This is a genomic window from Aureimonas flava, from assembly GCF_003583935.1.
GTDB lineage: Bacteria > Pseudomonadota > Alphaproteobacteria > Rhizobiales > Rhizobiaceae > Aureimonas > Aureimonas flava.
The window spans coordinates 212453-238353 of sequence record NZ_QYRN01000006.1; the positions used below are offsets into that span (position 1 = coordinate 212453).

Annotated in this window: 30 protein-coding genes, 1 tRNA gene, 1 pseudogene and 1 riboswitch; of the genes and pseudogenes, 14 read left to right on the forward strand and 18 right to left on the reverse strand. The window is 69.1% G+C overall.

Translation table 11 applies throughout. From position 1 onward, the window contains the following. The first annotated feature begins 63 nt into the window (after window positions 1-63). On the forward strand, window positions 64-465 hold the full coding sequence (locus D3218_RS12745; RefSeq protein ID WP_168990505.1) for a GNAT family N-acetyltransferase: 402 nt from the start codon (window positions 64-66) through the stop codon (window positions 463-465). On the opposite strand, the gene D3218_RS12750 is transcribed toward D3218_RS12745, so the two are convergent. The 3 genes from D3218_RS12750 to D3218_RS12760 are packed head-to-tail and all read right to left on the reverse strand — an operon-like array spanning window position 462 to window position 2379. Further along, on the reverse strand, window positions 462-758 hold the full coding sequence (locus D3218_RS12750; protein WP_119540466.1) for an AzlD family protein: 297 nt from the start codon (window positions 756-758) through the stop codon (window positions 462-464). The genes D3218_RS12745 and D3218_RS12750 overlap by 4 nt on opposite strands. Then, window positions 755-1468 carry an AzlC family ABC transporter permease gene (locus D3218_RS12755; protein WP_245415035.1) on the reverse strand — a complete coding sequence of 238 codons (714 nt, stop codon included), beginning with the start codon at window positions 1466-1468 and terminating at the stop codon, window positions 755-757. Before D3218_RS12755 ends, D3218_RS12750 begins: the two co-directional genes overlap by 4 nt. Beyond that, on the reverse strand, window positions 1465-2379 hold the full coding sequence (locus tag D3218_RS12760; RefSeq protein ID WP_119540467.1) for a polyprenyl synthetase family protein: 915 nt from the start codon (window positions 2377-2379) through the stop codon (window positions 1465-1467). Before D3218_RS12760 ends, D3218_RS12755 begins: the two co-directional genes overlap by 4 nt. A gap of 152 nt (window positions 2380-2531) precedes the next feature. Here D3218_RS12760 and D3218_RS12765 point away from each other — a divergent pair, with 152 nt between their 5' ends. Next, complete coding sequence (locus tag D3218_RS12765; RefSeq protein WP_119540468.1) at window positions 2532-3215, forward strand: transglycosylase domain-containing protein; 684 nt, start codon at window positions 2532-2534, stop codon at window positions 3213-3215. Window positions 3216-3448: 233 nt separating this feature from the next. Beyond that, window positions 3449-3634, forward strand: coding sequence for a 50S ribosomal protein L32 (gene rpmF / locus D3218_RS12770; RefSeq protein WP_061930396.1), 186 nt, complete (start codon window positions 3449-3451; stop codon window positions 3632-3634). A gap of 114 nt (window positions 3635-3748) precedes the next feature. Here the strand turns inward: rpmF and phaR are convergent, their stop codons facing one another. Beyond that, the gene (gene phaR, locus D3218_RS12775; protein WP_119540469.1) at window positions 3749-4351 is read right to left on the reverse strand and encodes a polyhydroxyalkanoate synthesis repressor PhaR; all 603 of its coding nucleotides are present in this window, start codon (window positions 4349-4351) and stop codon (window positions 3749-3751) included. 297 nt (window positions 4352-4648) lie between these two features. Here phaR and D3218_RS12780 point away from each other — a divergent pair, with 297 nt between their 5' ends. From D3218_RS12780 to D3218_RS12820, 9 genes are all read left to right on the forward strand, one after another. Then, window positions 4649-5836 carry an acetyl-CoA C-acetyltransferase gene (locus D3218_RS12780; RefSeq protein WP_119540470.1) on the forward strand — a complete coding sequence of 396 codons (1188 nt, stop codon included), beginning with the start codon at window positions 4649-4651 and terminating at the stop codon, window positions 5834-5836. Between the two features lie 181 nt (window positions 5837-6017). Continuing rightward, complete coding sequence (gene phbB / locus D3218_RS12785; RefSeq protein ID WP_119540471.1) at window positions 6018-6743, forward strand: acetoacetyl-CoA reductase; 726 nt, start codon at window positions 6018-6020, stop codon at window positions 6741-6743. Between the two features lie 126 nt (window positions 6744-6869). Next, window positions 6870-7217 carry a PepSY domain-containing protein gene (locus tag D3218_RS12790; RefSeq protein ID WP_119540472.1) on the forward strand — a complete coding sequence of 116 codons (348 nt, stop codon included), beginning with the start codon at window positions 6870-6872 and terminating at the stop codon, window positions 7215-7217. A gap of 140 nt (window positions 7218-7357) precedes the next feature. Next, a complete protein-coding gene (locus D3218_RS12795) occupies window positions 7358-7711 on the forward strand; it encodes a PepSY domain-containing protein (protein ID WP_119540473.1) in 354 nt (117 codons plus the stop codon). Between the two features lie 59 nt (window positions 7712-7770). After that, window positions 7771-10968, forward strand: a complete 3198-nt coding sequence (locus tag D3218_RS12800) for a helicase-related protein (RefSeq protein WP_119540474.1) — start codon at window positions 7771-7773, stop codon at window positions 10966-10968. A 15-nt stretch (window positions 10969-10983) separates the two neighbouring features. Further along, entirely contained in the window at window positions 10984-11292 is a 309-nt protein-coding gene (locus tag D3218_RS12805; RefSeq protein ID WP_119540475.1) for an RNA-binding S4 domain-containing protein, read from the forward strand. 193 nt (window positions 11293-11485) lie between these two features. Further along, window positions 11486-11824 carry a ferredoxin FdxA gene (gene fdxA, locus D3218_RS12810; RefSeq protein WP_119540476.1) on the forward strand — a complete coding sequence of 113 codons (339 nt, stop codon included), beginning with the start codon at window positions 11486-11488 and terminating at the stop codon, window positions 11822-11824. A 410-nt stretch (window positions 11825-12234) separates the two neighbouring features. Next, window positions 12235-12840: a CarD family transcriptional regulator gene (locus D3218_RS12815; RefSeq protein ID WP_168990506.1), complete on the forward strand. Its 606-nt coding sequence runs from the start codon at window positions 12235-12237 to the stop codon at window positions 12838-12840. 298 nt (window positions 12841-13138) lie between these two features. Beyond that, window positions 13139-14005: an RNA polymerase factor sigma-32 gene (locus D3218_RS12820; RefSeq protein ID WP_119540478.1), complete on the forward strand. Its 867-nt coding sequence runs from the start codon at window positions 13139-13141 to the stop codon at window positions 14003-14005. A 77-nt stretch (window positions 14006-14082) separates the two neighbouring features. On the opposite strand, the gene D3218_RS12825 is transcribed toward D3218_RS12820, so the two are convergent. The 4 genes from D3218_RS12825 to thiB all read right to left on the reverse strand — a co-directional run bounded on the left by D3218_RS12825 (window position 14083) and on the right by thiB (window position 19133). After that, a complete protein-coding gene (locus D3218_RS12825; protein ID WP_119540479.1) occupies window positions 14083-15630 on the reverse strand; it encodes a M48 family metalloprotease in 1548 nt (515 codons plus the stop codon). Between the two features lie 157 nt (window positions 15631-15787). Further along, window positions 15788-16504: a thiamine ABC transporter ATP-binding protein gene (gene thiQ / locus D3218_RS12830; RefSeq protein ID WP_119540480.1), complete on the reverse strand. Its 717-nt coding sequence runs from the start codon at window positions 16502-16504 to the stop codon at window positions 15788-15790. Next, window positions 16501-18144, reverse strand: a complete 1644-nt coding sequence (locus D3218_RS12835; RefSeq protein WP_245415036.1) for a thiamine/thiamine pyrophosphate ABC transporter permease ThiP — start codon at window positions 18142-18144, stop codon at window positions 16501-16503. The genes thiQ and D3218_RS12835 overlap by 4 nt, the downstream gene beginning before the upstream one ends. Continuing rightward, on the reverse strand, window positions 18120-19133 hold the full coding sequence (gene thiB / locus D3218_RS12840) for a thiamine ABC transporter substrate binding subunit (protein WP_119540481.1): 1014 nt from the start codon (window positions 19131-19133) through the stop codon (window positions 18120-18122). The genes D3218_RS12835 and thiB overlap by 25 nt, the downstream gene beginning before the upstream one ends. 46 nt (window positions 19134-19179) lie before the next feature. Beyond that, window positions 19180-19279: riboswitch (TPP riboswitch) on the reverse strand. Window positions 19280-19374: 95 nt separating this feature from the next. Between thiB and D3218_RS12845 the strand changes: the two genes are divergently transcribed. Beyond that, the gene (locus D3218_RS12845) at window positions 19375-20010 is read left to right on the forward strand and encodes a thiamine diphosphokinase (RefSeq protein WP_119540624.1); all 636 of its coding nucleotides are present in this window, start codon (window positions 19375-19377) and stop codon (window positions 20008-20010) included. 51 nt (window positions 20011-20061) lie between these two features. Further along, window positions 20062-20138 (forward strand) — tRNA-Arg (locus D3218_RS12850). Between the two features lie 9 nt (window positions 20139-20147). On the opposite strand, the gene D3218_RS12855 is transcribed toward D3218_RS12850, so the two are convergent. The 10 genes and pseudogenes from D3218_RS12855 to D3218_RS19750 all read right to left on the reverse strand — a co-directional run bounded on the left by D3218_RS12855 (window position 20148) and on the right by D3218_RS19750 (window position 25799). Next, on the reverse strand, window positions 20148-21209 hold the full coding sequence (locus D3218_RS12855; protein ID WP_119540482.1) for a tyrosine-type recombinase/integrase: 1062 nt from the start codon (window positions 21207-21209) through the stop codon (window positions 20148-20150). Then, window positions 21181-21438: a helix-turn-helix transcriptional regulator gene (locus D3218_RS12860; protein WP_119540483.1), complete on the reverse strand. Its 258-nt coding sequence runs from the start codon at window positions 21436-21438 to the stop codon at window positions 21181-21183. The genes D3218_RS12855 and D3218_RS12860 overlap by 29 nt, the downstream gene beginning before the upstream one ends. After that, on the reverse strand, window positions 21431-21760 hold the full coding sequence (locus tag D3218_RS12865; protein WP_119540484.1) for a hypothetical protein: 330 nt from the start codon (window positions 21758-21760) through the stop codon (window positions 21431-21433). The genes D3218_RS12860 and D3218_RS12865 overlap by 8 nt, the downstream gene beginning before the upstream one ends. Beyond that, window positions 21757-22089, reverse strand: coding sequence for a hypothetical protein (locus tag D3218_RS12870; protein WP_119540485.1), 333 nt, complete (start codon window positions 22087-22089; stop codon window positions 21757-21759). Before D3218_RS12870 ends, D3218_RS12865 begins: the two co-directional genes overlap by 4 nt. Beyond that, window positions 22086-22271, reverse strand: a complete 186-nt coding sequence (locus tag D3218_RS12875; protein WP_119540486.1) for a hypothetical protein — start codon at window positions 22269-22271, stop codon at window positions 22086-22088. The genes D3218_RS12870 and D3218_RS12875 overlap by 4 nt, the downstream gene beginning before the upstream one ends. Then, window positions 22264-22923 (reverse strand): hypothetical protein, encoded by a 660-nt coding sequence (locus D3218_RS19500; RefSeq protein WP_136625089.1) that lies wholly within the window; start codon window positions 22921-22923, stop codon window positions 22264-22266. Before D3218_RS19500 ends, D3218_RS12875 begins: the two co-directional genes overlap by 8 nt. Next, window positions 22920-23207, reverse strand: a pseudogene (locus tag D3218_RS12880) (HNH endonuclease signature motif containing protein); the annotation flags it as partial. The pseudogene D3218_RS12880 and the gene D3218_RS19500, both read right to left, overlap by 4 nt. 107 nt (window positions 23208-23314) lie before the next feature. Next, complete coding sequence (locus D3218_RS12885) at window positions 23315-24577, reverse strand: recombinase family protein (protein ID WP_119540488.1); 1263 nt, start codon at window positions 24575-24577, stop codon at window positions 23315-23317. After that, window positions 24574-25512 carry a PD-(D/E)XK nuclease-like domain-containing protein gene (locus tag D3218_RS12890; RefSeq protein ID WP_168990508.1) on the reverse strand — a complete coding sequence of 313 codons (939 nt, stop codon included), beginning with the start codon at window positions 25510-25512 and terminating at the stop codon, window positions 24574-24576. Before D3218_RS12890 ends, D3218_RS12885 begins: the two co-directional genes overlap by 4 nt. Next, the gene (locus D3218_RS19750; RefSeq protein ID WP_168990509.1) at window positions 25509-25799 is read right to left on the reverse strand and encodes a hypothetical protein; all 291 of its coding nucleotides are present in this window, start codon (window positions 25797-25799) and stop codon (window positions 25509-25511) included. Before D3218_RS19750 ends, D3218_RS12890 begins: the two co-directional genes overlap by 4 nt. Between the last annotated feature and the right edge of the window lie 102 nt (window positions 25800-25901).

A 25901-nucleotide genomic window follows, 5' to 3' on the forward strand; every position in this document is an offset into this window, starting at 1 on the left:
GAGGCGGATCCGGGCGATGCCGCTCTGAACCTGCGGGCCTTCCGCGCCGGGGACGAAGACGCAGTGGCCGCGATCTGGCACGCGGGCGCGAGCCTTCCGGGCGTCGGTCCGGCGGTGCTTCCGCCGATCGCGGACCTTTGCGAGCGCCTGCGCCTCGATCTGGTGCCGCACTGCCGCATCGTGGTGGCGGAGCGGGCGGGCGAGATCGTGGGCTTTGCCGCGCTGAAGCTGGAGGAGCGGGTGCTGGACCAGTTGTTCGTGCGCGCGGGCGTGCTCGGCGGCGGCATCGGGCGGCGACTTCTGGACGAGGCGAAGCGGGCGATGCCGGAGGGGTTCACGCTCTTCACGCGGCCCGGCAACACGCGCGCCTGCCGCTTCTACGAGACGGCGGGCCTTCGACGCTTCCGAACCGACATCCATCCGCGCTTCGGCGACACGATCGTCTTCTACGGCTGGACGCCCTAGACGCCGAGATGGCGGAGAAGCGCCATCGCCAGGACGCCGATGGTCACGCTGGCGAGCACGGAAAGGCGCAGGGACAGGAGGCCGGCGCCGACGATCACCAGCCGTTCCGCCCAGCCGCCGTCCACGAACACGGGCGTGACGATCGTCACCAGCATGGCCGGGGGCACCGCGTCGAGCGCGGCCTCGACGCGCGGCGGGATGCGCTCGAAGCGCGACAGAACGAGGTGGCCGGCGACCCGCGTGCCGTAGGTCAGAAGCGCGGCGAGGAGGGCGAGCAGCCAGATCTCGCTCACGGCGCGGTCCGTTCGGCAGGCGCGCGCACCACCGCCGCGAGAATGCCCGCGAGGCCGCCCAGCGTGACGTGCCACGGCGATCCCAGCGTCAGATAGACCGCCACGGAGGCGAGGGCGGCGGTGGCGAACACGGCGAGGAACCCGCTCCGCCTGCGGAAGCCCAGCGTGAGCGCCAGGAAATAGACCGGCAGCAGGACGTCGAGTCCGATCGCGCGCTGGTCGCCGATCAGCTTGCCGAACACGATGCCGGCATAGGTCGCGGCGAGCCAGTCGGCGTAGAGCGTCACCGCATAGGCGAAGTAGAAGCGTTTCGTCAGCGGCCGGTGCGCCGCGCGCTCCTCCGCCGCCGCGAAGGTCGGATCCACCAGGAGGTAGAAGGCCATGGCCTTCTCGCCCGCCGTGAACCGGCCGAGCTTGCGCCCCAGCGAGGCGGAATACAGGACGTGGCGAAAGTTCAGGGCGACCACGGCGACCAGGATCGACCAGAGCGGCGTGCCGAGGGCGACGAGCTGGAGGATCACGAGCTGCGACGCGCCGGCATAGATCGCGGCGGAGAAGCCCATGGCCTCGACGGCGGACAGGCCGGCGTCGATCGCGAGCGCCCCGAACACCATGCCGAAGGGCACGATGGCGACCAGCACGGGAAGCACCTCGCGCAGGGCGTCGGCGATCTCGCTGCCGTCCCGCGCGCCGGCGTGCGGGCGCGTCACCGGCTGCGCCGCGCGACGAAGCGCGCCGTCTCGCGCAGCGTCGCCGCGCGCTCGCCGAAGGGTTCGAGCAGCCCCTCGGCCTCGGCCACCAGACGGTCGAGCTCGGCGCGCGTCCAGTCGATGCCGCGAAGCGCGGGGAGGGTCTTCTTGCCCCGCGAGGCGTCCTTGCCGGCGGCCTTGCCGAGGGTCGCGGCGTCGGCGGTCTCGTCCAGGAGGTCGTCGGCGAGCTGGAAGGCGAGGCCGACGATCTCGCCGAAGCGGCGCAGTGCCTGCCGATCGGCGGGAGAGGCGCCGGCCAGGATCGCGCCGGCCTCCGCCGCGAAGGCGATCAGCGCGCCGGTCTTCATCGCCTGCATGCGCGCGATCTCCACCTCGTCCAGCGTCGCCGTCTCGGCGGCGAGGTCCAGCGCCTGGCCGCCGGCCATGCCGGCCGCGCCCGCCTCGCGCGACAGGAGGCGGATCAGCGTCAGCCGGGCGTCGGCCTCGCCCGGTGCCGCGCCGTCCGCGATCAGACCGAAGGCCAGCGTCAGGAGCGCGTCGCCGGCGAGGATCGCGGTCGCCTCGTCATAGGCGCGATGGACGGTCGGGCGACCGCGGCGCAGGTCGTCGTCGTCCATCGCCGGCAGGTCGTCGTGGACCAGCGAATAGCAGTGGACCAGCTCGAGCGCCTGGGCGACGGGCGCCGCCCGGCTCGCCTCCACGCCGAACAGGCGGGCCGATTCCTCGACCAGGAAGGGGCGCAGGCGCTTGCCCCCGTCCAGCGCCCCGTGCCGCATGGCGGCGAGCAGCCGCTCGGGCGCGCCGGCGACCAGGAACGCGGTGCCGGACAGGGCGTCGGAAAGGCCCGTCTCCAGCCGCGCGGCGGCTTCGGCCAGGCGCTTCTCGAAGCACGGGTCCACGGTCTGGCTCATCGGTTGCGCCCCTTGTCGCTCGCGAGGACGTGTGTGCCCATCCTCGTGCGAGGCGGCAAGCGGAAAGCTGCACCGTTGCCGGGCTTTCCCAGGCTTTGCTAAGAGAGGCCGACGCCCCGGCCCGACCACCCCGGCACGAAGACAGGACACGAATGATCCGACGCATGCTCAGCGCCGCCGCGTTCGTGATCCTGTTCCTGGCCGCCATCCCGGTGGTGCTGGTGCCGGTCTACGGCCTGCCGTTCGTGCGCCCGGTCTCGACGCTGATGCTGGCCGAGCATTTCAGCTTCCAGCCCTTCGACCGCGAATGGACGCCGCTGTCCGACATCGCGCCGGTTCTGGTGCGGTCCGTGATGATGTCGGAAGACGGGCAGTACTGCTTCCACGGCGGGGTGGACTGGAACGCCATGCGCACGGTGGTGGATCGGGCGATCGGCGACGGGGAGGCGAGCCGGGGGGCGTCCACCATCCCGATGCAGACGGTCAAGAACCTGTTCCTGTGGAACAGCCGCTCCTACCTGCGCAAGGGCCTGGAGCTACCGCTGGCGATGTACGCCGATCTCCTCTGGTCGAAGAGCCGGACGATGGAGATCTACCTCAACATCGCCGAATGGGGGAACGGCATCTACGGGATCGGGGCGGCGTCGCGATTCTACTTCAACAGACCGCCCTCGCAGCTCACCGCGCGCCAGGCGGCGCTCCTGGCGGTCGCCTTGCCGTCGCCGCTGACGCGCGACCCGGCCCATCCCTCGGCTGGGCTGCGGCGGCTCGCCGGCACGGTGGAGGCGCGGGCGCGCGCCTCGGGAGGCTACATCGGATGCATCGACGGGGTGTGAGCCGCGATTCCGAGACCCGCCCCTTTGCAAACCGGGCCGGGTTTGCTATGCGACCCTCGATTTCCCGTCAGTGCGAAGGGCAGGATCGATCCTCGAGGAAAGGGTCGGGCGCCGGTCGTCGGTTCGGGAAGGGCCGGGCGCGCGTCGCGCCGCCGGCCCGCCAGAGATGAACCCTTAAACGGCCTGAGGCTCCCGCGCGGAACCTCGTGCCGGCGACCTAAACGGAGAGACCGATGGCCGTCCCCAAGCGAAAGACCTCCCCCTCCAAGCGCGGCATGCGCCGCTCGGCCGATGCGCTCGCCGCGCCGACCTACATCGAGGACAAGAACTCGGGCGAGCTGCGCCGTCCGCACCACATCGACCTGAAGACGGGCATGTATCGCGGCAAGCAGATCCTGACGGTCAAGGAAAACGCCTGATCCGTCCCGCCGCGCGACCGCCGCGCGGCATCGAACGACAAAGGGCCGGTCGCTTCGCGCGCCGGCCCTTTGTCGTTGATGGGAGCCTTGCGAGTCGGCGCGGAGGCGCCGGCCTCAGCCCTTCTTGGCGTCCATCGCCTCCAGCCGGCGCTGCATCTCGGCGAGCTGGTCGCGCATCGCCGACAGGTCGTCCTGGCTCGGCGGCGTCGCGGAGGAGGCCGGCGCGGCGGCACCGGGCGCCGCACCCTTGCCGCCGTCGGCCGCACCGCCCATCGCATTGGCCATGAACGGATTGAACACGGCCATCGCCTCGCGGAACATCTCCGTGTTGCGGCGCACCTGCGTCTCCATCATCTGCAGCGGATTGGCCGAGGTGCCGCGAAAGCTCTCCTGCTCGCGCAGGAAGGCGGCCATGGACTGCTCCAGATAGGCCGGCACCACCATCTGCATCTGGTCGCCGTAGAAGCGGATGAGCTGGCGCAGGAAGGTGATGGGCATCAGGTTCTGGCCGCCCTTGTTCTCCTGCTCGAAGATGATCTGCGTCAGGACGGCGTGCGTGATGTCCTCGCCGGTCTTGGCGTCCTGCACCACGAACTCCTCGTTGCCCTTCACCATGGCGGCCAGGTTCTCGAGCGTGACGTACATCGATGTGCCGGTGTTGTAGAGGCGCCGGTTCGCGTACTTCTTGATCACCGTCGGTTCGTTGCTGCGCGCCATCCGCTCTCTCCCACATGCTGGCTGGGGGCGGCCCATCGGCCGTGCTGCCCCTGCGAAGACTTAGGCACAGTTTCGCGAGGTTTCCAAACGCCTTGCGGCGCACATCTGCGTTTGTCCGCAGGCCAGTCGGGGTTTCCTTCCCGTGCCCCGATCCGTCAGGCGCCGCACGCTGCGCGTACTGCCCGGGGAGGCAACGCAATCCAGGGCTGCAACGTTTGACACCCGGCAAACGGGTCTGCGAGAAATGAGCCGGCCAGCGCGGCTTCGTGCCGGCATCCTGCGGAGGAAAGGCATTCCATGAGCTCTTCTGGACAGTCCATCGTCATCGTCGGCGCGGCGCGCACCCCCGTGGGAGCCTTTAACGGCGCCTTCGCGTCCGTTCCGGCCCACGAACTCGGCGCCGCCGCCATCTCGGCCGCGCTCGGGCGCGCCGGCGTCGAGCCCGGCGAGGTGGACGAGGTGATCCTGGGACAGGTGCTCAGCGCCGGCGAGGGTCAGAACCCGGCGCGCCAGGCCGCCATGGCGGCGGGCGTGCCCAAGGAGGCGACGGCCTGGGGCCTCAACCAGCTCTGCGGCTCCGGGCTTCGGGCCGTGGCGCTCGGGCTCCAGCAGATCGCGGGCGGCGACGCGCGCGTCGTGGTGGCCGGCGGCCAGGAATCCATGTCCATGGCGCCGCATGTCGCGCATATGCGCGCGGGCACCAAGATGGGCGACATGAAGCTCGTCGATTCCATGCTCAAGGACGGCCTGATCGACGCCTTCCAGGGCTACCACATGGGCAACACGGCCGAGAACGTCGCCCGCCAGTGGCAGATCACCCGCGACGAGCAGGACGAGTTCGCCGTGCGCTCGCAGAACAAGGCCGAGGAGGCGCAGAAGGCCGGGCGCTTCCGCGACGAGATCGCGCCCTTCACGGGGAAGAGCCGCAAGGGCGACGTCACGGTGTCCGACGACGAGTACATCAAGGCCGGCACCACGCTGGACAAGGTGCAGAAGCTGCGGCCCGCCTTCGACAAGGACGGCACCGTCACGGCCGGCAATGCGTCCGGCATCAACGACGGCGCGGCGGTGGCGGTGCTGATGAGCGAGGCGGAGGCCTCGCGCCGCGGGCTGACGCCGATGGCGCGCATCGTGTCCTGGGCGACGGTCGGCGTCGACCCGGCGGTGATGGGCTCCGGCCCGATCCCGGCCTCGCGCAAGGCGCTGGAGAAGGCGGGCTGGCGCATCGAGGACCTCGACCTCGTGGAGGCCAACGAGGCCTTCGCGGCGCAGGCCTGCGCGGTCAACAAGGATCTCGGCTGGAACCCCGACATCGTCAACGTCAACGGCGGCGCCATCGCGATCGGCCATCCGATCGGCGCATCGGGCGCGCGCGTGCTCAACACGCTCCTGTTCGAGATGGCCCGGCGCGACGCCAAGAAGGGTCTGGCGACCCTGTGCATCGGCGGCGGCATGGGCGTCGCCATGTGCTTCGAGCGCGGCTGAGAACCCTTCCGCCGGCCCCACCCTCGCCGACGGGCCGCGGGGCCGGTCTCCTCTTCGACAATCGCATCCGGCGGCTCGCACGGACCCCCTCGCCGGGGTCCGGCGCGCCTCCGCGCATCCCCGCTTGGCCGGTTCCGGCCCGCGCGGGCCTATCCAGGGCATCCATTCAGGGAGGAAGAGCATGAGCAGAGTTGCGATCGTGACGGGCGGCTCGCGTGGAATCGGCGCCGCGGTCTCCAAGGCGCTCAAGGACGCCGGCTACAAGGTGGCCGCCAACTATGCCGGCAACGAGGACGCGGCGAACGCCTTCAAGGCGGAGACCGGCATCGACGTGTTCCGCTGGGACGTCTCGGACTACGCCTCCTGCGGCGAGGGCATCGCCCGGGTCGAGGCGGCGCTCGGGCCCGTCGACATCCTGGTCAACAACGCCGGCATCACCCGCGACGCGATGTTCCACAAGATGACGCCGGAGCAGTGGGGCCAGGTCATCGGGACCAACCTCACGGGCCTCTTCAACATGACGCGGCAGGTCTGGGAGGGCATGCGCGGGCGCAAGTTCGGGCGCGTCGTCAACATCTCCTCGATCAACGGCCAGAAGGGGCAGGCGGGCCAGGCCAACTACTCGGCCGCCAAGGCCGGCGACATCGGCTTCACCAAGGCGCTGGCGCAGGAGGGCGCGCGCGCCGGCATCACCGTGAACGCGATCTGCCCCGGCTATATCGGCACCGAGATGGTGCGCGCGATCGACGAGAAGGTGCTGGCCGAGCGCATTCTGCCCCACATTCCGGTCGGTCGCCTCGGCGAACCGGAGGAGATCGCCCGCAGCGTCCTCTACCTCGTGGCCGACGAAGCCGGGTTCATCACCGGATCGACGCTGACGATCAACGGCGGCCAGTACTTCCACTGACCCTCGCAGCGTCGTGACCGAGGCGCGGGAGGAACCGAAACGGTCCTCCCGTGTTTTTCCCCGCGATATCGGGCGCGCGATTCTTCGGACGATACGGCGCCTTTGTTTCTTCGTGGAGGATTTCTCATGATCCGCAAGCATCTGACCATCGCCGTCCTGGCGGCCGCCGCCATCGCGAGCGCCGCGCCCGCCATGGCCCAGGGCATCGAGATCGGCCGCGACGGCGTCCGCCTCGTGGACCCCAACAGCCGCAACAGCGACATGCGCCGCGACGACATGCGACGCGACGACCGCCGTGGCCGCGAGATCGGCGAGCGTGACGCCGTGCGCATCGCGCGCGCCGAGGGCGTGCGGGAGGTGGACGACGTGCGACGCACCAGCCGCTCGTACCGCGTGATCGGCACCGATCGTCGCGGCGACGACATCCAGGTCGACATCGACCGCCGCAGCGGCGACGTGATCGGCGTCCGCTGATCGGCACCGCGACCGTATCGGCAAAGGGCGGGTCGCCTCGGCGGTCCGCCCTTTTTCGCGTCTGGACCGCGCTTCGTCTTGAAGCCGCCACGGAGGCGAACAATTTTGCCGGCCATGGGACGTCGTTTCACGGGACCTTCATGACGAAACCGTTGCGCCTTTCGCTCGCTCTGGCCGCCTGCCTCGTGGCCGCCAGCGCGCCCGCCCTTTCGCAGACGCTGGAACTCGGGACCAACGGGCTGCGCGTCCTGCCCGACGATCGTCGCGGGCCGGACTACGACCGCGACCGTCGGCCGCCGCCGCCGCCGCGCGGCCCCCCGCCGGGCATTTCCGAGCGAGAGGCGGCACGGATCGCGCGCTCGGAAGGCATGCGCGAGATCGACGACGTGTTCCGTCAGCGTCGCACCGTCCGCGTCGAGGGCGCCGACCGGCGCGGCTACGACATGACGGTGATCCTCGACGCGCGCACCGGCGACGTCATCGACGTGCGCTGACGCGCCGGACGCGGGGATTTGCGTTTCGTCCATCCCGTCCCACCTATGGTGCGATCATGATGGACAGCCACTTCCCCGCCAAGCCGACGCGCCGCTCCGAAGCCGGGGCAGGGGGGCACGGCGTCACCGCCGTGCTCGGCCCCACCAACACCGGCAAGACCTTCCTCGCGATCGAGCGGATGGTCGCCCATTCGTCCGGCGTCATCGGCCTGCCGCTGCGGCTCCTGGCGCGCGAGGTCTATCAGCGCGTCGTGGAGCGCGTGGGCGCCGGCGCGGTCTCGCTGATCACCGGCGAGGAGAAGATCAAGCCGCCCAACGCGCGCTACCAGGTCTGCACGGTGGAGGCGATGCCGCGCGAGCCGGGCGCCGCCTTCGTGGCGATCGACGAGGTGCAGCTTGCCGCCGACCTGGAGCGCGGCCACGTCTTCACCGACCGCATCCTCCACGCGCGCGGGCGCGAGGAAACGCTGCTCCTCGGCTCCTCCACCATGCGCGGCGTGCTGGAGCGGCTCCTGCCGGGCATCCAGTGCGTCACGCGCCCGCGCATGTCGCAGCTCCTCTATGCCGGCTCCAAGAAGATCACGCGCCTGCCGCGCCGTTCGGCCATCGTCGCCTTCTCCACCGAGGAGGTCTATGCGATCGCCGAGCTGATCCGCCGGCAGCGGGGCGGAGCGGCGGTGGTGCTCGGTGCCCTCAGTCCGCGCACGCGCAACGCCCAGGTCGAACTCTACCAGAACGGCGAGGTGGAGTTTCTGGTGGCGACCGACGCGATCGGGATGGGGCTCAACCTCGACGTCGACCACGTCGCCTTCGCGCAGGATTGGAAATACGACGGATACCAGTATCGCCAGCTCAATCCCGCCGAATACGGCCAGATCGCCGGCCGGGCCGGGCGCCACGTGCGCGACGGGACGTTCGGCGTCACCGGCCGCGTCGATCCCCTGCCGCAGGATCTCGCCGAATCGATCGAGGCGCACGACTTCGCCTCGGTGAAGGTGGTGCAATGGCGCTCTCGCGCGCTCGACTTCGCCTCCGTCGAGGCGCTGCGGGCGAGCCTCGACGCGCCACCCTCCGGCTCCGACCTCGCCCGCTCGCTTCCGGCCGTCGACCAGCGCGCGCTGGAGTTCCTGTCGCGCGACGACGCGGTGATGGCGAAGGCGGTCGGCGCCCGCAACGTCGAGCTCCTGTGGGAGGCCTGCAAGCTGCCGGACTACCGGCGCATCGCGCCCGCGCAGCATGCCGAGATCATCGCCTCCGTCTATGCCGACCTCGTGCGGCGGGGCCACGTGGCCGAGGACTACATGGCCGAGCAGGTCCGGCGGGCGGATCTTGCCGAGGGCGACATCGATACCCTGTCCCAGCGGATCGCGGAAATCCGAACCTGGACCTACATCTCGCACAGGCCCGGCTGGCTGGCGGATCCGACACACTGGCAGGAAAAGACCAAGGCAATCGAAGACCGCCTGTCTGACGCGTTGCACGAGCGGTTGACGAAACGCTTCGTAGATCGCAGGACAAGCGTTCTGATGAGGCGGCTGAGAGAGAGCGCATTCATGGAAGCTGAAATCGGCGGCGACGGCACCGTGCGCGTTGAAGGCCACGAGGTCGGTGAGCTGCAGGGGTTCAGGTTCACGCCGGACACCAAGTCCGACGGCCCGGATGCCAAGGCCGTGCGCGCCGCCGCGCAGAAGGCGCTCGGCGGCGAGTACGACAAGCGCGCCGAGCGCTTCGCCAACGCGCCCAACGGCGACCTGGCGATCGGCTCCGATGCGTTGGTGCGCTGGCTCGGCGCGCCGGTGGCCTCGCTCGCCGCGGGCGACGACCCGCTGAAGCCGCGTGTCGTGTTGCTCGCCGACGAGCAACTCGCGGGCCCCGCCCGCGACAAGGTCGCCCAGCGCGCCGAGCGTTTCGTCACCTACCAGGTCTCGACCGTCCTGAAGCCGCTGGCCGACCTGCGCGATGCCGAGGGCGTCGAGGGCGCCGCGCGCGGCATCGCGTATCGCCTCTACGAGAGTTTCGGCCTTCTCCAGCGTCGCGACGTCGCCGAGGAGGTCCGTGGGCTGGACCAGGACGCGCGCGCCGCGCTGCGGCGGCTGGGCGTTCGCTTCGGCGCCTACCACATCTTCGTGCCTGCGCTGGTGAAGCCGGCCCCGGCCGCGCTGATGACGCTCCTCTGGTCGATCGCCCACGACGGGCGCGACAAGGCGGGCTTCGGCGAGGTGACGCAGCTTCTCGCCACCGGGCGCACCTCCGTGGCGCCGGACCCGAGCTTCGACCCGGTGTTCTACGCTTTGTCGGGCTATCGTCCGCTCGGGCGCCGCGCGGTGCGGGTCGACATCCTGGAGCGCCTGGCCGACCTCATTCGTCCGGCTCTCGCCTGGACGCCGGGTGCCGCCAAGCGCCCGGACGGCGCCTTCAACGGGCGCGAGTTCATCGTCACCCCGGCCATGATGTCGATCCTCGGCGCGACCGCCGACGACATGGACGAGATCCTGAAAGGGCTTGGCTACCGCTCGCACGCGCTGCCCCAGACCGAGGTCGAGGCCGAACTGGCGCGCCAGGATGAGGCGCAGGCCGCCAAGGTGGCCAGTGAGACTCCCGCCGCGGTCGCGTCGACCGCCGACGAAGCGCCCGCCGACGAAGCGCCTGCCGCCGGGGCCGACGAGGCGCAGGCCGAGGCCGTGGTCGAGCCCGCCGTGGCGGAGGAGGCCGAAGCGCCGGCGGAGATTGCCGAGGCCGAGGCGACTGCGACGCAGTCCGCTCCGACGGAGGCCGAGGTCGAGCCGGCCTCGGAGCCCATCGAAGCCACGCCTGCCGCCGCCGAGGGCGCGGCCGAGGCCGAGCCGGTCAAGATGGTTCTCCTGTGGAAGCCCTCGCGCGGCGAGGGGCGTGGCGGCCGGCCGCAGGGGCGCGGCAACCAGCGCCCGCAGGGGCGCGGGCCGGGCGCGCGCGGCGACGGGGCCGCGGGCGAGGCCGGCGGCGAGCGCGGCGGGGCGCGGCACGGGCGCCGCGACGGCGGCAAGCCGGGCCGGGGCCGACGCGAGCGCGGCGACGGAGCGGGCGACGAGCGCCGCGAGGATCGCGGCGGACAGGATCGCGGTGGACAGGGACGGGGCGGACGTCCCCCCTTCGGCAAGGAGCGCGAGGGATCGCGCCCGGCGCCCGACGCGCGGCGGCCGGAGCGGGCGAACAAGCCGATCGATCCCGATTCGCCCTTCGCCAAGCTGGCGGCGCTCAAGGACAAGCTCGGCAAGTAGGGACGGCGAGGGCGCATGGCGGCAGGCGAGCAGCGCATCGACAAATGGCTGTTCTTCGCGCGCGTCGTCAAATCGCGCAGTCTCGCCCAAAAGCTCGCCGTGTCCGGCGCGGTCCGCGTCAACCGCGAGAAGATCTCGCACGCCGCCCGGCTGGTGAGGCCGGGCGACGTGCTGACCATCTCCATCCATGACCGGGTCCGTGTCCTCAAGGTGCTGGATTCGGGCGAGCGGCGAGGCCCCGCGCCCGAGGCCGCGCTCCTGTTCCAGGACCTGACGCCGCCGCGCACCGACGCCGTGCCGCCGGCCGCAGCCGAGGACGGCTGACGGGACGACCCGTCCGCGCAAAGACATTCCCCGGATCGGCCTCGTCGCGCCTTTTCTCGCTCTTGCAACCGCACGGGCTAGGCGATACCTCCGCCCTTGGAGCGGTTCCAGGTCCCGTGGGGGCCGGATCGGCTTCGATCCGCAACCATCGCACTGTTGCCACGTTGCGGGCCATCAGTTCCGGGAATTCGCCATGACCTATGTCGTCACCGACAATTGCATCCGCTGCAAGTACATGGACTGTGTGGAAGTGTGTCCGGTGGACTGCTTCTACGAGGGTGACAACATGCTCGTCATCCATCCGGACGAATGCATCGACTGCGGCGTGTGCGAGCCGGAATGCCCGGCGGAAGCGATCAAGCCCGACACCGAGCCCAATCTCGACAACTGGCTGAAGGTCAACGCCGAGTACGCCGAGAAGTGGCCCAACATCACGGTGAAGCGCGATCCGCCGGACGACGCCAAGGCGATGGACGGGGTCGAAGGCAAGTTCGAGAAGTTCTTCTCCGCCGAGCCCGGCCAGGGCGACTGACGCCGCCCGCTCTTCGGGGGAGTCCCTGCCGACGCACGCGACGGGCGTGCGTCGCACCTTTGCGCGTGTGTGCGCGATGTCGCGATGCGACGCGATCCTGGGACGCGCTTCGCCGACCGCAGCCATATGCGTAAGTCGGTTGAAATTTCCAGCGCGATAGGGTATTATTTGTGCAACAGTCGAACGTCGGATGAAGGTCGCGAGACCTGTTCCGGCGTCATGGTGCTTCTGAAAGGCTCTCCTCCCGTTCGCCCCGTCCACCAGCGCTCATTCCGGGCGCCGATGGGGTTTGCGAAGGGGGTTCCCGAAGTTCCGGGCTGCGGCCGGCCTCCGAACCGGGATGCTCAATCCGCGACCCTTGGGTCGTTTCGTGCATAGCGATCTTCCCCGCTCTGCACAACAGGGAGTTTATGAAGCGTATGAGCAGTCAGAAGAAGACCTCCCAGCGCCAGGGTTTCAAGACCGGCGAGAGCATCGTCTACCCGGCTCACGGCGTCGGCCAGATCGTTGCGATCGAGGAGCAGGTGGTCGCGGGCATGAAGCTCGAACTCTTCGTGATCGACTTCGAGAAGGACAAGATGCGCCTGAAGGTGCCGGTCGCGAAGGCGGAATCGGTTGGCATGCGCAAGCTGTCCGAGACCGACTTCGTGGAGCGTGCGCTCAAGGTCGTGCAGGGCCGCGCGCGCGTGAAGCGCACCATGTGGAGCCGCCGCGCCCAGGAATACGACGCGAAGATCAACTCGGGCGACCTGATCTCGATCGCCGAGGTTGTGCGCGATCTCTACCGCGCCGAGTCGCAGCCCGAGCAGTCCTACTCGGAGCGCCAGCTCTACGAGGCGGCCCTCGGCCGCATGGCGCGCGAACTGGCCGCCGTCAACGAGGTGAGCGAGACCGAGGCCGTTCGCCTCATCGAGGTGAACCTCAACAAGGGCCCGAAGCGCGGCCCCAAGACCGCCGATGACGCGGATGTTGAGGACGAGGACGAGGTGGACGTCGAGGCCGAGCAGGCCGCCTGACCGTCCCGGACTTCGCGAGACGCCGATCGCCGGCCGCTGGTTTCAGCGGCCGGCTTTTCTTTGCCCTGCGGCAGTGCTAGAGATCGTCAAGCGGTCGAGATCGATCTCCCGCCGATTCCTCACTTTTTCTGACTCTCCCCTTTCCTTGGCCGAGGCTTGCCTATTTCGCCGAAAAAACTTTCCCATCGCGGGAACGTTCGGCCCGGCCGCCCGTTTCCGGTTCGGTGGCACAGTTTCCTTCTGGAAACGCCGTGTCGAAACTCATCGCGTTCATGCGTGACATGGAAGGTCCGGGCCCATGAAATCCCAATCGACGCGTCGTCACCTCATCCAAGCTGCGATGGCCGCCCCCTACCTGCAGCGTGAGGAGGAATACGAACTCGCGGTGCGTTGGAAGGAGCACCAGGACCAGGCCGCCCTTCACCGGATCACCTCCGCGCACATGCGCCTCGTGATCTCCATGGCCGCGAAGTTCCGTCATTTCGGGCTCGCGATGAACGATCTGATCCAGGAAGGGCATGTCGGCCTCCTGGAGGCGGCGGCCCGTTTCGAGCCGGAGCGCGAGGTGCGCTTCTCGACCTATGCCACGTGGTGGATCCGGGCTTCGATCCAGGACTACATCCTGCGCAACTGGTCGATCGTGCGCGGCGGCACGTCCTCGGCGCAGAAGGCGCTGTTCTTCAACCTGCGCCGCCTGCGCGCACGCCTCAACCAGGGCACGGAGAGCATCTCCAGCACGGAGATGTACCGCGAGATCGCGACCGCGCTGAAGGTTTCCGAAGGCGATGTCGCGCTGATGGATTCGCGCCTGTCGGGCCCCGATTCCTCGCTCAATGCGCCGTTGATGGAGGACGAATCCGGCTCGGCCGACCGGCAGGACTTCCTCGTCTCCAACGATCCGCTGCCGGACGAGATGGTGTCCGCCTCGATCGACGACGAGCGGCGCGTGGTCTGGCTGCGCTCGGCGCTGGGCGTTCTCAGCGAGCGCGAGCTGAAGATCATCCGCGAACGCCGCCTCCAGGACGACGGCGCGACGCTGGAGGCTCTGGGCTCCAAGCTCGGCATCTCGAAGGAGCGCGTGCGCCAGATCGAGACGCGGGCGATGGAGAAGCTGCGCGTGGCGCTGCTCCAGGCCAATCCCGACGAGGCGGCGTTCATCGCCTGAACCCTGCCCCAGCCAAGGAGAAAAGGGCCGCCCGCGAGGCGGCCTTTTTCGTGGTGGGCCCCTGATGATGAAACCGGCTATTCCGCGATGATCTTGTAGCGCTCGCCGGTCCGGATGCCCGAGCCGTCCTCCAGATCGTTCAGGAGGCGGAACATCTCCACCTTGCGGTCGACGCCCTGGATGCGGTCGGCCAGCGACCGCTCCGTGTCGCCGGCGCGCGCGGTGACGATGCGCACGCGAAGCGGCTTCAACTGCTCGCGCTCCTCCGGCCGCAGCATGCGGAACGAGCCGGCGATGCTCTCGGCGATCCGGGGCAGGCGAGCCGCGGTGTCGGCGGGCAGGGCCGTCAGGAAGCGATAGACCTGGCTGCCGGCGCGGATCACCGTGACGTTGAAGACGTAGGAGCCGCCCACGGCCTGCGCCGAGACGGCTTCCAGGTCGCCGATGCGGAAGGGCCGGATCGTCGCCGCGTCGAGACCGCCGACCCAGCCGCTCTGGATGTAGTCCGTCAAGGAGGTGGTCGCCGGAAGGGCGACGCCGTCGAAGCGGATCGCGGTGTCGCCGGGCCCGGTAGCGAGCACCGCCTCGGCCGTGTTGTCGATCACGAAGCCCTCCGGCACCGTGAAGGTGATGCCGAGGCCCGGATGGAAGAAGGTGCGCGCGCGCACGTAGCCCTCGGACGCCGTGTCGCCGAACAGCATGCCGTCGATGCCGGCCAGATACCGGTCGCGATCGGTGACGCCGGTGCCCGGCGGCCCGAAGACGGCGGCATGGCGGCGGGCGAGATCGACGCGCTGCGGCGCGGCCGGGTGCGAGGCCAGGAAGTCAAGGTTCGGATTGCTCGCCTGGAACGCGTTGCGGAAGGACGAGAAGGAATCCATCGCCTTCAGGAAGCGCGCGGCGGCGTAGGGATCGTATCCCGCGTCGCCGGTCTGCTTGATGCCCATGGCGTCGGCCTGGAGCTCCTGGTTGCGCGAGAAGCTGGCGAGGTTGAGCCGGCCGCGCGCGAGCGCCGCGCGTGCCGCGGTCGTGTCGCTCGCCAGGACCTCGGTCACGACGCGGCCGGCGAGTTCCGCCGCTTCCTCGCGCTGCTGTCGCTCGATGCCGTGGTTCGCCTTCACGTGCCCCATCTCGTGGGCGAGCACGGCCGCGACCTCGGCCGAATCGTTGGCGAGCGCCAGCAGGCCGCGCGTCACGTAGAGATAGCCGCCGGGGAGGGCGAAGGCGTTGATGTTGGGCGAGTTGAGGACCGTGATCGAGTAGGCGCGGCCCGGATCGCTCGACACGGCGTTGAGCTTGCCGACGATGCCGGCGAGCATCCGCTCGAGCTTGGGGTCGGAATAGGCGCCGCCATAGGCCGCCAGGATGCGCGGATGCTGCGACTTGCCGATGGTCGACTGCGGGTCGTTGGACTGCACGGCCTCGAAGGTCACCGGATCGCGGCGCACGGGCGCGACGAGGCTCGACTCGGTGCCCGCGCCGTTCGCCAGCTCCTCCAGGCCGCCGCCGAGCGTCGTGCAGCCGGCGAGCAGAAGCGCGAGCGGCAGCGCGAGGCCCGCGCGCACCGCACGCCGGCGCGCGCCCGTTGCTGTCTCCGCCTTCACCGGCCGCGTCTCGTGCCGCATTCCCGATCTTCCCCAAACATGCCGATCCGCCTGGATCGTCACCGGTTTAGCCGATGACCGGCGAACCGTGGAAGGGCTGCCGCGTCACAGGCCGGAAGGAAATGCCCGGCCTGCGCGGCGGCTCAAGTGAGCCAGGAAAAGGACCAAATTAGGGTTCTCATCCTTTGTCCTTCCCGAGATAGGCCGCGACGCGCGGGTCGGCGCCCGACAGGACCTCGCGCGGCGGTCCGACGATCGCGACGCGCCCCTCCTCCAGAAAGGCGACGCGGTCGGCATGCCCCGCCGCATCGCCCGGATGGTGGGTGACCATGACGATGGTCGGCGGGCTCGCGGTGCCGGCGCGCAGTTGCGCCACGAGATCCAGCATCTCCGCGCGCAGGGCCGGGCCGAGGGCCGCGAAGGGCTCGTCCAGGAGCAGGATCGGCCGCTCGCGCAGGAAGGCGCGGGCGAGCGCGACGCGCTGCCGCTCGCCGCCGGACAACTCGCCCGGCAGCCGTTCCGCCATCCCGCCGAGCCCGACGCGCGCCAGTGCCGCCCTGGCCTGCGCTCGCGCCTCCGCGGGCAGGCGCCATGTCGGGCTGGTCCCCAGCGCCACGTTGCGTTCGGCCGTGAGATGGGGAAACAGGTTGTCGTCCTGGAACACCATGCTCACGGGACGCTCCGCCGGCGAGGCCCTGGTGACGTCGCGCCCCTCGAGGCGCACCGTGCCGCTATCGGGGCGCAGGAACCCGGCGAGGAGATCGAGCAGCGTCGATTTGCCCGCCCCCGACGGGCCGATCACCGCCAGCCATTCGCCGGCTGCGACGGCAAGGTCGAACCGCATCCTCGCCGCGTCGTGGTGGAAGACGACGGATTCGAGCTCCACGGCGTTCATATGGGCGTCCTCCGTCCGCCGAGACCGCGCTCCGCCAGGAGGATCAGGCCGAGGCACAGGAGAGCGAGAAGGAGCGCGATGCCCTCCGCATCGGTCGAGCGGTAAGAGCCCATGCGCTGCAGCAGGAGATAGGGGAGCGTCACGAGGTCGGAATTGCCGAACAGCGCCACCACGCCGAGATCGCCGAGCGACACCGCCATGCCGAAGGCCCCGGCCAACGCCAGCGGCCGGCGCAGGGCCGGCCATTCCACATGACGCAGGCGAGCGAAGCCCGACAGGCCGAGCCCCCGCGCGAGCCGGCCGTGCCGCCGCGAGACGGCGGCGAGCTCGGGCGAGAGGATTCGCGTCGCGTAGGGCACCACCAGGATGGCGTTGCCCGCGACCACGATCGCCGGAGCGAAGCGGGCGACGTCGCCGAACGCGCGCAGCGTCAGGAACCAGCCGGCGCCGACGACGATCGGCGGCACGACCAGGACGAGGCTCCCGGACAGGGCCAGGAAGAGCCGGCCTCCGCCCCGGGTCGCCGAGGCCGCGAGCGCCAGGCCGGTGGACAGGAACAGCCCCAGTGCCGAGGCGAGGAGCGCGATGGAGAGGCTGCGCACGGCTGCGTCCTGGAACGCCGGGTCGAGGACAATGCGTCCGAGATCGGCCCGAAGCCCCGACCAGAGGATGGCCAGGAGCGGCGCCAGGAGGAACGCCACCGCGCACGCCGTAAGTCCGATGTCGAACAGCCGACCGGCGCGCGAGGGGCGGTCGAAGCGGCGCGAGGCGCGCGCCAGCCCGAAGCCGGCGTCGTCGGCGCTGCCCCAGCCGAGCGAGGGCAGGAGAATGAGGGCGACCAGCCCGACCTGGAGGACCGACAGCGCGACGGCCCGGGCCGGATCGAAGTCGTAGCGCAGCGACTGGTAGATCGCGACCTCCAGCGTGGTCGCTCCGGGGCCGCCGCCGAGCACCAGGACCAGCGTGAAGCTCGTGGCGCATAGCATGAACACCAGGCCGGCGGCCGGACCCAGCGTGCGTCGCAGCACGGGCAGCTCGACGATGCGGAATGTCGCCCAGCGCGACAGCGACATCTGCCCGGCGAGCTTCCAGCTTTCCGCCGGCACGCCAGACAGGCCGCCCAGCACCAGTCGCGCGACCAGCGGCATGTTGAAGAAGACGTGGGCGACGAGAATGCCCGGCAGACCGTAGATCGAGGGATGCGGCAGCCCGGCGAGCACCAGCGCCTCCGCCACCACCCCGTTGCGGCCGAACACGGTGACGATGCCGAGCGCGCCGACCAGCACGGGAAGCGCCTGCGGCAGGAAGAACAGGCGCAAGAGAAGCCCCCGCCCGGGGAACCGCAGGCGGTCGAGCGCCAGTGCCAGGGGCACGCCGAGGGCGACGGCCAGCAGCGTCGAAAGGAAGGCCTGCCACAACGTGAAGCCCACCACCCCGCGCAGGTACGGGTCGGCGAGGAGTGCGACGGGCGAGGCCATCGGAATGCCCGTCAGAACCGGCAGGAGCGCGAGGGGAAGAAGGCAGAACCCGAGCACCAGCCCGGCCGCCGCGACGCCCATCCGGCGCCGCAGCGCCGCATCCGCGCCGCTCACGGTCTCGATGGCCGCCATCGCGCTCAGCGGCCGAGGCCGCGCAGCCATTCCGCGGTCCATTCGGCGCGATGCGCCTCGACCTCCGCGGCCGGGATCTCCAGCGGCCGGGACGGCTGGACGAGATGGCCGAAGGCTTCGGGCAGCGGCTCGCCGGTGGGCGCGGCGGGCAGGGACCAGTTGCCCGTCGGGATGACCCGTTGGAACTCGGGCGTCAGCATGAAGGCGAGGAAGCGGCGCGCGAGTTCGGGATGGCGCGAGGTGCGCAGCATCCCGGCGAGTTCCACCTGGAGGTAGTGCCCCTCCGAGAAGGCCGCCGCCCGGTAGCGGTCGGTACCCTCCTCCATCTCGTGATAGGCCGGCGAGGTCGTGTAGGACAGGACGATCGGCACCTCGCCCTTGGTGAACAGGCCGTAGGCCTCGCTCCAGCCCGGCGTCACGGTCAGGATGCGACGCGAGAGTTCGGCCCACCGCTCTTCCGCTTCGTCGCCGAACACGGCCTTCATCCAGAGGAGCAGCCCGAGCCCCGGCGTCGAGGTGCGCGCGTCCTGGATCGCGATCTTCTGATCGGGATCGCCGCTCACGAGCTCGGCCAGGCTGGTGGGCGGGTTCGCGACGCTCTCAGCGTCGTAGACGAAGGCGAGATAGGAGTAGTCGAAGGGCACGAACATGTCGTCCGAGAAGCCCCCCGGAACCGTCAGCGCGGAAAGGTCGACGCCGGACGGCGCGAACAGGCCGGTCGCCTTGAGTTCGGGAACGAGCTCGGCGGTCAGCCCGAGCGCCACGTCGGCCTGCGTGCCGTCCCCTTCCAGCTTCAGCCGCGTGAGGATCGCGACCCCGTCGTCCAGCCCGACGAAGCGGAGGTCGCAGCCGCACACCGCCTCGAATGCCGCCTCGATGCGCGGACCGGGACCCCAGTCCGGCGTGAAGCTCTCGTAGGTGTAGACGGTGAGCACCGGCCGATCGGCGTCTTGCGCCGCGGCCGCCAGGGGGGAGGCGAGCGCGACGGCGGCGGCAAGCAGCACGAGGGCAGGGCGCATGGAACGAACTCCTCTTGCCGGAGTTCGGAGCGCCCGCGCCGGCGTGCCGGCGCGAGCTCCCCATCCCTCCGCCGGTACGAGCCGGATCAGGTTCTGCGGGTTGGCGCGCGGCCTCTCAGCCCGTCTGGGCACCCCGTGTGAGCCCCGGCACGTTGCCCCGGCCGCGCCCCGAGGGCAAGGGGGGCGGCAGCGGCGGCGCGCGCTCTCCCCAGGTGCGCGAGGATGGGCTATGCGCTCGTCCATGAGCCGCTTCACGATCCTCCTTGCCGGCCCGATCCTGGTCACGCCCCGCCTCCTCGAGGAGGTGCGAGGAAGCCGCACCATCGCCGCCGACGCGGGGCTCGCGCATGCCGCGCCGTTGGGGCTGGTTCCCGAGCTCTGGGTCGGCGACTTCGATTCCCATTCGCCGGCGGTCGCCGAAGGCGCGCCGCCGCGCCTCGAATATCCACGCGACAAGGACCGGACCGACGGCGAGATCGCGATCCAGGAGGCGTTCGCGCGGGGCGCGAGCTCGGTTCTCCTTGTGGGAGCCTTCGGCGGCCGCACCGACCACGTCTTCTCGCATCTCGTGGTGGCCTTGCGCGAAAGCGAGGCGGGCCGTCCCGTCACCCTGTTCGACGGTCGCGAATGGGGCTTCCCGCTCGCTCGCGGCCCGCAGAGCTTCGCAGCGGAGGCCGGCATGCAGTTTTCGGTCCTGAAGTTCTCCGACCTCGAGGCGTTGACCATCACCGGCGCGCGCTTCCCCCTGTATCGCGCCGACATCCCGTTCACCTCGATCCTCACCCAGAGCAACGAGGCGACGGGCGGCGAGATCGCGATCGATCTCGCCGAGGGCCGCGCGATGCTGCTCCTGCAGGCGGACCCCGAGCGTCGCTGACCGTCCGGCTCTGGTCCTGTCGCGGCCGATCGTCTAAGGTGCCGCCCGGCGGGTCCCATAGCTCAGCAGGATAGAGCACCAGATTCCTAATCTGGGGGTCATAGGTTCAAATCCTATTGGGATCACCAACACTTAGCTTACTCCTTCCCGTCGAGTTTTGCATCTCGTTTTGCAAAGTCCGCGTCCAAAACCGCTTCAAATTTTGCGATGGCGTTGTCAGCCATGGTGCTCGTTCGGGCGAGGTAGCGGTCCAAAATCTCCTGTGCGCGACGCAGAGAGTGTCCTGTCACAGCAACAATCTCACCGAGATTGCACCCGGCCTGGAAAAGCATGGTGACGGTCGTTCCGCGAATGTCGTGGAAATGCAGATCCGCGATTTCGGCCGCCTTGCACGTCTCTTCCCACTTCTCTGCGAAATAGCGTTTTTTGAACTGCCGGCCCGTCTTGGTCGTCAGGATCAGTGTTGATCTGCGCGGTAGATCGTCGAGCGTGGCCTTGAGAGCGGCCGTCGCCTTCACCGTCACAAACCGCCGCGTCTTCCCTTGGCGCAGACGGATATGCGTGCCGTCGTAGGCGTCCCACTTCAGAGCCAGAAGATCACCCTGCCTCTGACCGGTGTGGAGCGCCAGCACGAGCCCCAACTTCATCTCGGGCGTGGCCTTCGCCATGAACGCTTCGACGTGCTCGGGCAGCCAGATCATCTCGGAACGGTCGGACGAATAGGCGCGATCGAAGCCGTCCAGAACGTTCGCCTTTAGGTCTCCGTCCGTCGCCGCCCATGATAGAACGCGGGCCAGGATCGTGACGCGGTTGTCGGCCTCGCGCGGCTTCTCCTCCGAGAACTCATCGTGCCACTGCATCACGTCACGCCGGAAAGCTTTCGCCTCCAAGCCGACGAGCGGTGTGGTGCCGAACTTCCCCTCCCAAAACTTCAGGATGCGGCGGTACTCGCTCTTCGTGCTTTCGGCGAGCTTTCGCCACTTCCTGGTGTTCTCAAAGTCGCGGATAATGCCCGACAATGTACCTGCGGTGCGCTTTTCGACCTTGGCCTGCGCCGTCGTGATGGAGGCCAAGAACTCTGCAGTCCCTGGCTCTCCCTGAAGTCGCGCGCCGGTTGCGCGGTGGTAGTAGTAGACCGCGACCTTGCCGCCAGCGAGCTTAGCCGTAACCCTATTGATGCCTTTGAGCCTGGCGTGCATTCTCTTCTTTCCAGGCTTCGTAAACGGCTTCCGGGTCGTTCATGTTGATGGCTTTCGGCGCAGCATTGTCGCCACCCATCGCCCGCTCTAGCGCCGCCCTACTCCATCGTCTCGTCCCCGAGATCGAGGCGGGCGCCACACCTTTCCGTACCCATTTGTCGAAGGTGGACGTGCTGATGCCGAGAAGGTCGGCGGCTTCCTGGCGAGTGAGGATCAACGGGCTACCCATCGGCTTCGTCTCCCTTCTGGGAGAGGGCTCGGACGTACTCCACTGCGCCACTCTGCCATTCAGCGTGCGGTTCCTCGCTTACCCACGAGCCGTTCCTGCCATCGCCAGTCGCCCATATCCAATCAGGCGCAGGTTGACCGGACATGATCTCCTCCAGCGCCGCCTTTCGGATCTCGTCCTCTTGGCGGGGAAGGCGGGAGGCGCGATCGGCCATGATGGCTTGTTCAATCTGATGCTTCACGCCGTACCAAGCCCGCGTCTCGAACGGCATGCACTCGGTAGCCGCGTCACTCGCGAGCTTCCTCACGTCCTCGGGGATCATGGCTTGCCTTCCTGGCGAAGGGCGGCGCGGGCGCGACGGAAGTCGCCAGCCGTGACCTGTTGGGCCGCGATCCATGAACCGCGCGTCATCACCAGATCGTCGGGGGCGCGGGCTAGGTAATTGGCGAATGCACAGAACGGTGCCAACGCCTCCCGCAAGGTGGCGTTCTCGGCGGTCAGGGCTGCTATCTTGGCCTCGTAGGCTTTGAGGGCGGTGCGGCCCGCATCTGCCAGTTTCCGAAGAAGGGCCATATCCGGCACTTCGTCTCCCCAGGCGTCGTCAACTGCGCCGATGAAGCGGGTGAGAATGTCGGTGTGGTCCGCGCTCATGGCTTGCCATCCCAGCGGTAGGTGAAGAGCGGAGCGTCGGTCTCTTCGCCTTCATCGTTGACGACGGGCGCGCCCGCCAAGCACTCGGCGTGGACCATGCCCATCTCGGTTTCGTTCGCGCACAAGTCGCCCACAACGATCTCGGTGCCGCAGATTTCACAGATCGGCTTATCGTCAGCCACGGCTCGCCTCCTCTTGCTTCACGGATGGAGGGGCGAGAGGAAGCGGACGCCAATGAGTGAACTCGCCATCCAGGAACAACGGGCTATTGAACGTAGCGTCGATCCAGGTGTCTGGCTCGCTATGCCAATCGCTGTCGCAATACCGACCGGTCTCACCGCACTCGTGTTGTGACTTGCCCCAGTAGCAGTCGGCTTGGCGGCCGAAGTCCTCATGCCAAAGGTCGATCGTGGTGCCGTCTTTCGGCGCAGTTGCGATCGGTTGCCACGCCACCGGCTCCACCCCCTGGGCGTCCTCTCCCTCTGGTGCGGGTGAGGAGAGGGCGGCGCGAGCTAGGCGAAGCCAGCGGTTTCGCACAGCATTAGGAGCTTTCTCGAACGCCTCCGCAGTTCGAGCGTCTGCAACGCGACGTGGCGTAACTGGCGTCACATCTGCGCGCCATAGCCGCGCTGCTGCCGCCTCGATCTCCCGCATTGCCGCCCCTGTCGCATGGGCGGGGGAGGCGGCAACCATCTCGTGCCAAACGTTGACGACAACGGCGATCTCATCTTCGTTTGTCCAGTCAACGTTCAAAGCAGAGGCCACCATGGCCTTGCTCGGGTCGCGCGGCACCATGACGAGATCGCCGGCCGGGTTCGTGGGGGAAGTCGTCATCGGGCGTCTCCGCGAACGGGGCGCAAGCCGAACGGGCCCTGCTCGTAACGGGTGCCGGAGGCGGGCTTGCGGAAGGTGGATCGGGACTTCGGCTTGCCGCCGAGCTTCAGGTGCTTGACCTTCAAGCTGCGAACCGCAGCGCGCTGGCTGGCTTCGGCCGCGGTCTTCAGCTTGTGGCAGTCGCCGCAGAGGATCTGGAGATTGCTCTCGACGTTCTCGCCACCATCGGCCAACGGCGTGATGTGGTCGCAGGCGGTGGATTTCACCGTGGCCAGGTCGCGTTTGCAGGAGGGGCAGGCTTACCCATGCCGGGCTGCGATACGCAGCTTCACGTTGGTGCCCGGCATGCTGTCGTCGGTGCGGCCGCGCCATTCTCGGAGAGTGCGGGCCATCAGCGCGCCGCCGGGCGGATGTCCGCCTCGTCCACGCCGACCTCGGTTGCGATCAGCTTCACGGCCGCCGGCACGTTCAGCTTGCCGGTGATGACCGAGTAGGCCCGGTCTACGATCTTCTTCAAGTCGCCGAGATTGGAAGGCAGCTCGCCCTTCCAAGCATCCTTGGCTGCCGCCAGCGCCTCGCCGCGGTCCTTAGGCGGCTGGGTGCCGGCCGCGATCTCGAGCATCTTCGCTGCGCACTCGGTCAGCAGGCTCCGCAGGACTGGATCGTGGTTTGCCGAGGATTCGGTGCGGCTCGTCTCGCGCTCTCCGGCCTCGAGCTCCAGCGCAGCCTCGTGCTCGGCCGCCGACGCGTCGGGGTCAATCCCTTCCAACTGCTCTCGCGTCTCCGCCCGAGGCTCAGGACACGCGTCATCGTCATCGACGGGTGCTTCGTCCTTCGGACCCTCGATCGCTGCTGGCGAGCTTCCCTCAATCGCTTGCGCCTGCTCGTAGCCGAACCCCTCGGCTCGACTGACCTCGATAGGTTGCCGTCCGGTGATGCGATCGTGCAGGGAGGGGCGCCCGACGTCCCGCGCGCGCTCGGCTCGGACGTTCTCCGAGAGGTCGAGCATCTCGTCCGGCGTGTAGACGCCGAGCATGATCGCGGGTTCGTAGATGCGGCACCAGTCGCGCGTGCCGCGGTAGACGAGCATTCGGTCGAAGTTCTTCGGGGACCAGGGCGAGTTCGTGCCGGTCGTCTTCCACTCGGCCACTGAGCCGTCGAACATGCGGCGGTCGAGGAACCGGACGCCGGGCACGAGTTGGTCGAGGACCGCCTGATCGAACGGCCGATCGCTGAGGTAGATGCGCCGCGCGTCACCAGGGGCGCCGGTCAGGTGGTGAAAAAGCTTCAGCCCCAGCTTGGCATCCAGCACCGCCGAGACCAGCTTGCCCTCGTAGCAGAGCTTGCCGTGGACGATGGACACGCATTGCGCCACCGCGAAAGGGTCCATGCCCCAACGGACGGACTGGTTCACGACGAGGAAACAGTTCGCAACCACCTGCGACGGCGGCAACTCGACCATATCCTGGCCGACCTTCACCTTGCGGAGCGCGTCGGGGATCATGGACGTGGAAGCCATGACGTTGGCAATCCGCTGCATGTGCTCGAACTTGGCTGTGTCCAGCATCGGAACGGCATCGTCGGTCGGAGTGATCTCGCGGCGCTGGCGGTCGGGCTGACCGGCGTGCGGCGGGGTGGTAACGGTGGTGCTCATGCGGCCTCCGACATGTGCTCGGCGATGGAAATGAATTCGTCGGTCTGGGCCCTTGCCCACGGCTTCATGCCGATGCGGCGGGCGCCGTCGCCGAAGGGGCGGGCCCCAGGCCACTCGCCTTCGTCGAGGCAATGGCGAATCGTGCGGAGGCACCAACGCACCGCCCGCTCGCCGCGGTCGATGTCGTACTCGTCGACCTCGACGACGGTGGTGTCCGGCACGTCGTCGTTCAGGACGTAGACAAGCACGAAGGTGTCGAAGGGGATGCGGAGCCCGCGGCAGACCATCCGCGTCATCGCCGCCTGCAGGTAGTATCCCGCGTCGAAGAGCTGCTTGCCCAGGAAGTCCTCGGCGAAGCTGCTCGTCGTCTTCAGGTCGGCGAACATGCCGTCGAACGGCGGGATCGCGTCCGGCCGGGCTCGGAGCCATAGACCGGTCTCAGGGTCCTTCCAGGCCAGCGTGCGCTCGATACGGCCGTTCAGGATGCCAGCCTGCACCATCTTGTTCTGCGCTGCGTCAGCGCGAATGAGGCTGATGCGCTCGTCCTGCTCCGGCGTGATCGGAGTCCGTCCAGACTTCACGACAGCCTCGCGCCATTCCTGCGCAGCCTTGCCCTTGTAATCCTTGAACTCCTTCGGGCGAATGGCGAACGCGGCGTTGAAGTCCTCGTCCCCCAGCAGCTTGGCGTGCGCCGCCTTGCCAAAGTCTAGGGCGTCGGAGGGCTTGGGCTCGACGCGATCAGGATTTGCAGCCCACCGGCCCCAGAAGGCTTTCGGGCTGCCGCCATGGGTCGGGAGGAGCCACTTCATGGCGCTCTTCGAAATCGACGGTGCGTCGAACAGGTCCGTCTGCCCGTGATACGTCGACAGGGGAATGGCCCTGTAGACGCCCGGCTCGGTGATGGTCTTGCCGTCCCAGGTGCGCTCGGTGCTCATGCCGCCGCCTCCAGCTTGGCGGCGCGCGTGGCCTTGGCCCGCTCGGTACGCGTGATGATGTTGGCCTCGCGGGCAGCAGCCTTGCCGGTCTCCGCGGACCACCACGACTCGGCCTTCTGTAGGCAGTCGTCGCGCGACGTGCCCCAGAAGATCATGTTGAACGGCACCTCGCCGGGGTTCGGCTTGCTGGCGGTCGGCGCCGGCGTGTTGAAGATCTGCGCGAGCCACTGGCGACCGGCCCGGGCCGTCGGCGCGTGGTAGGCGACGAAACGGGTGCTCTCGATCACGACCGGCCTCCCTGCGCGATGGTGGCGACATAGGCGGCGATGACGGCGAACCAGGGCGCGAGATGCGCGCGGCGGGAGCCTGTGGCGGGCATGGCAGGAGCC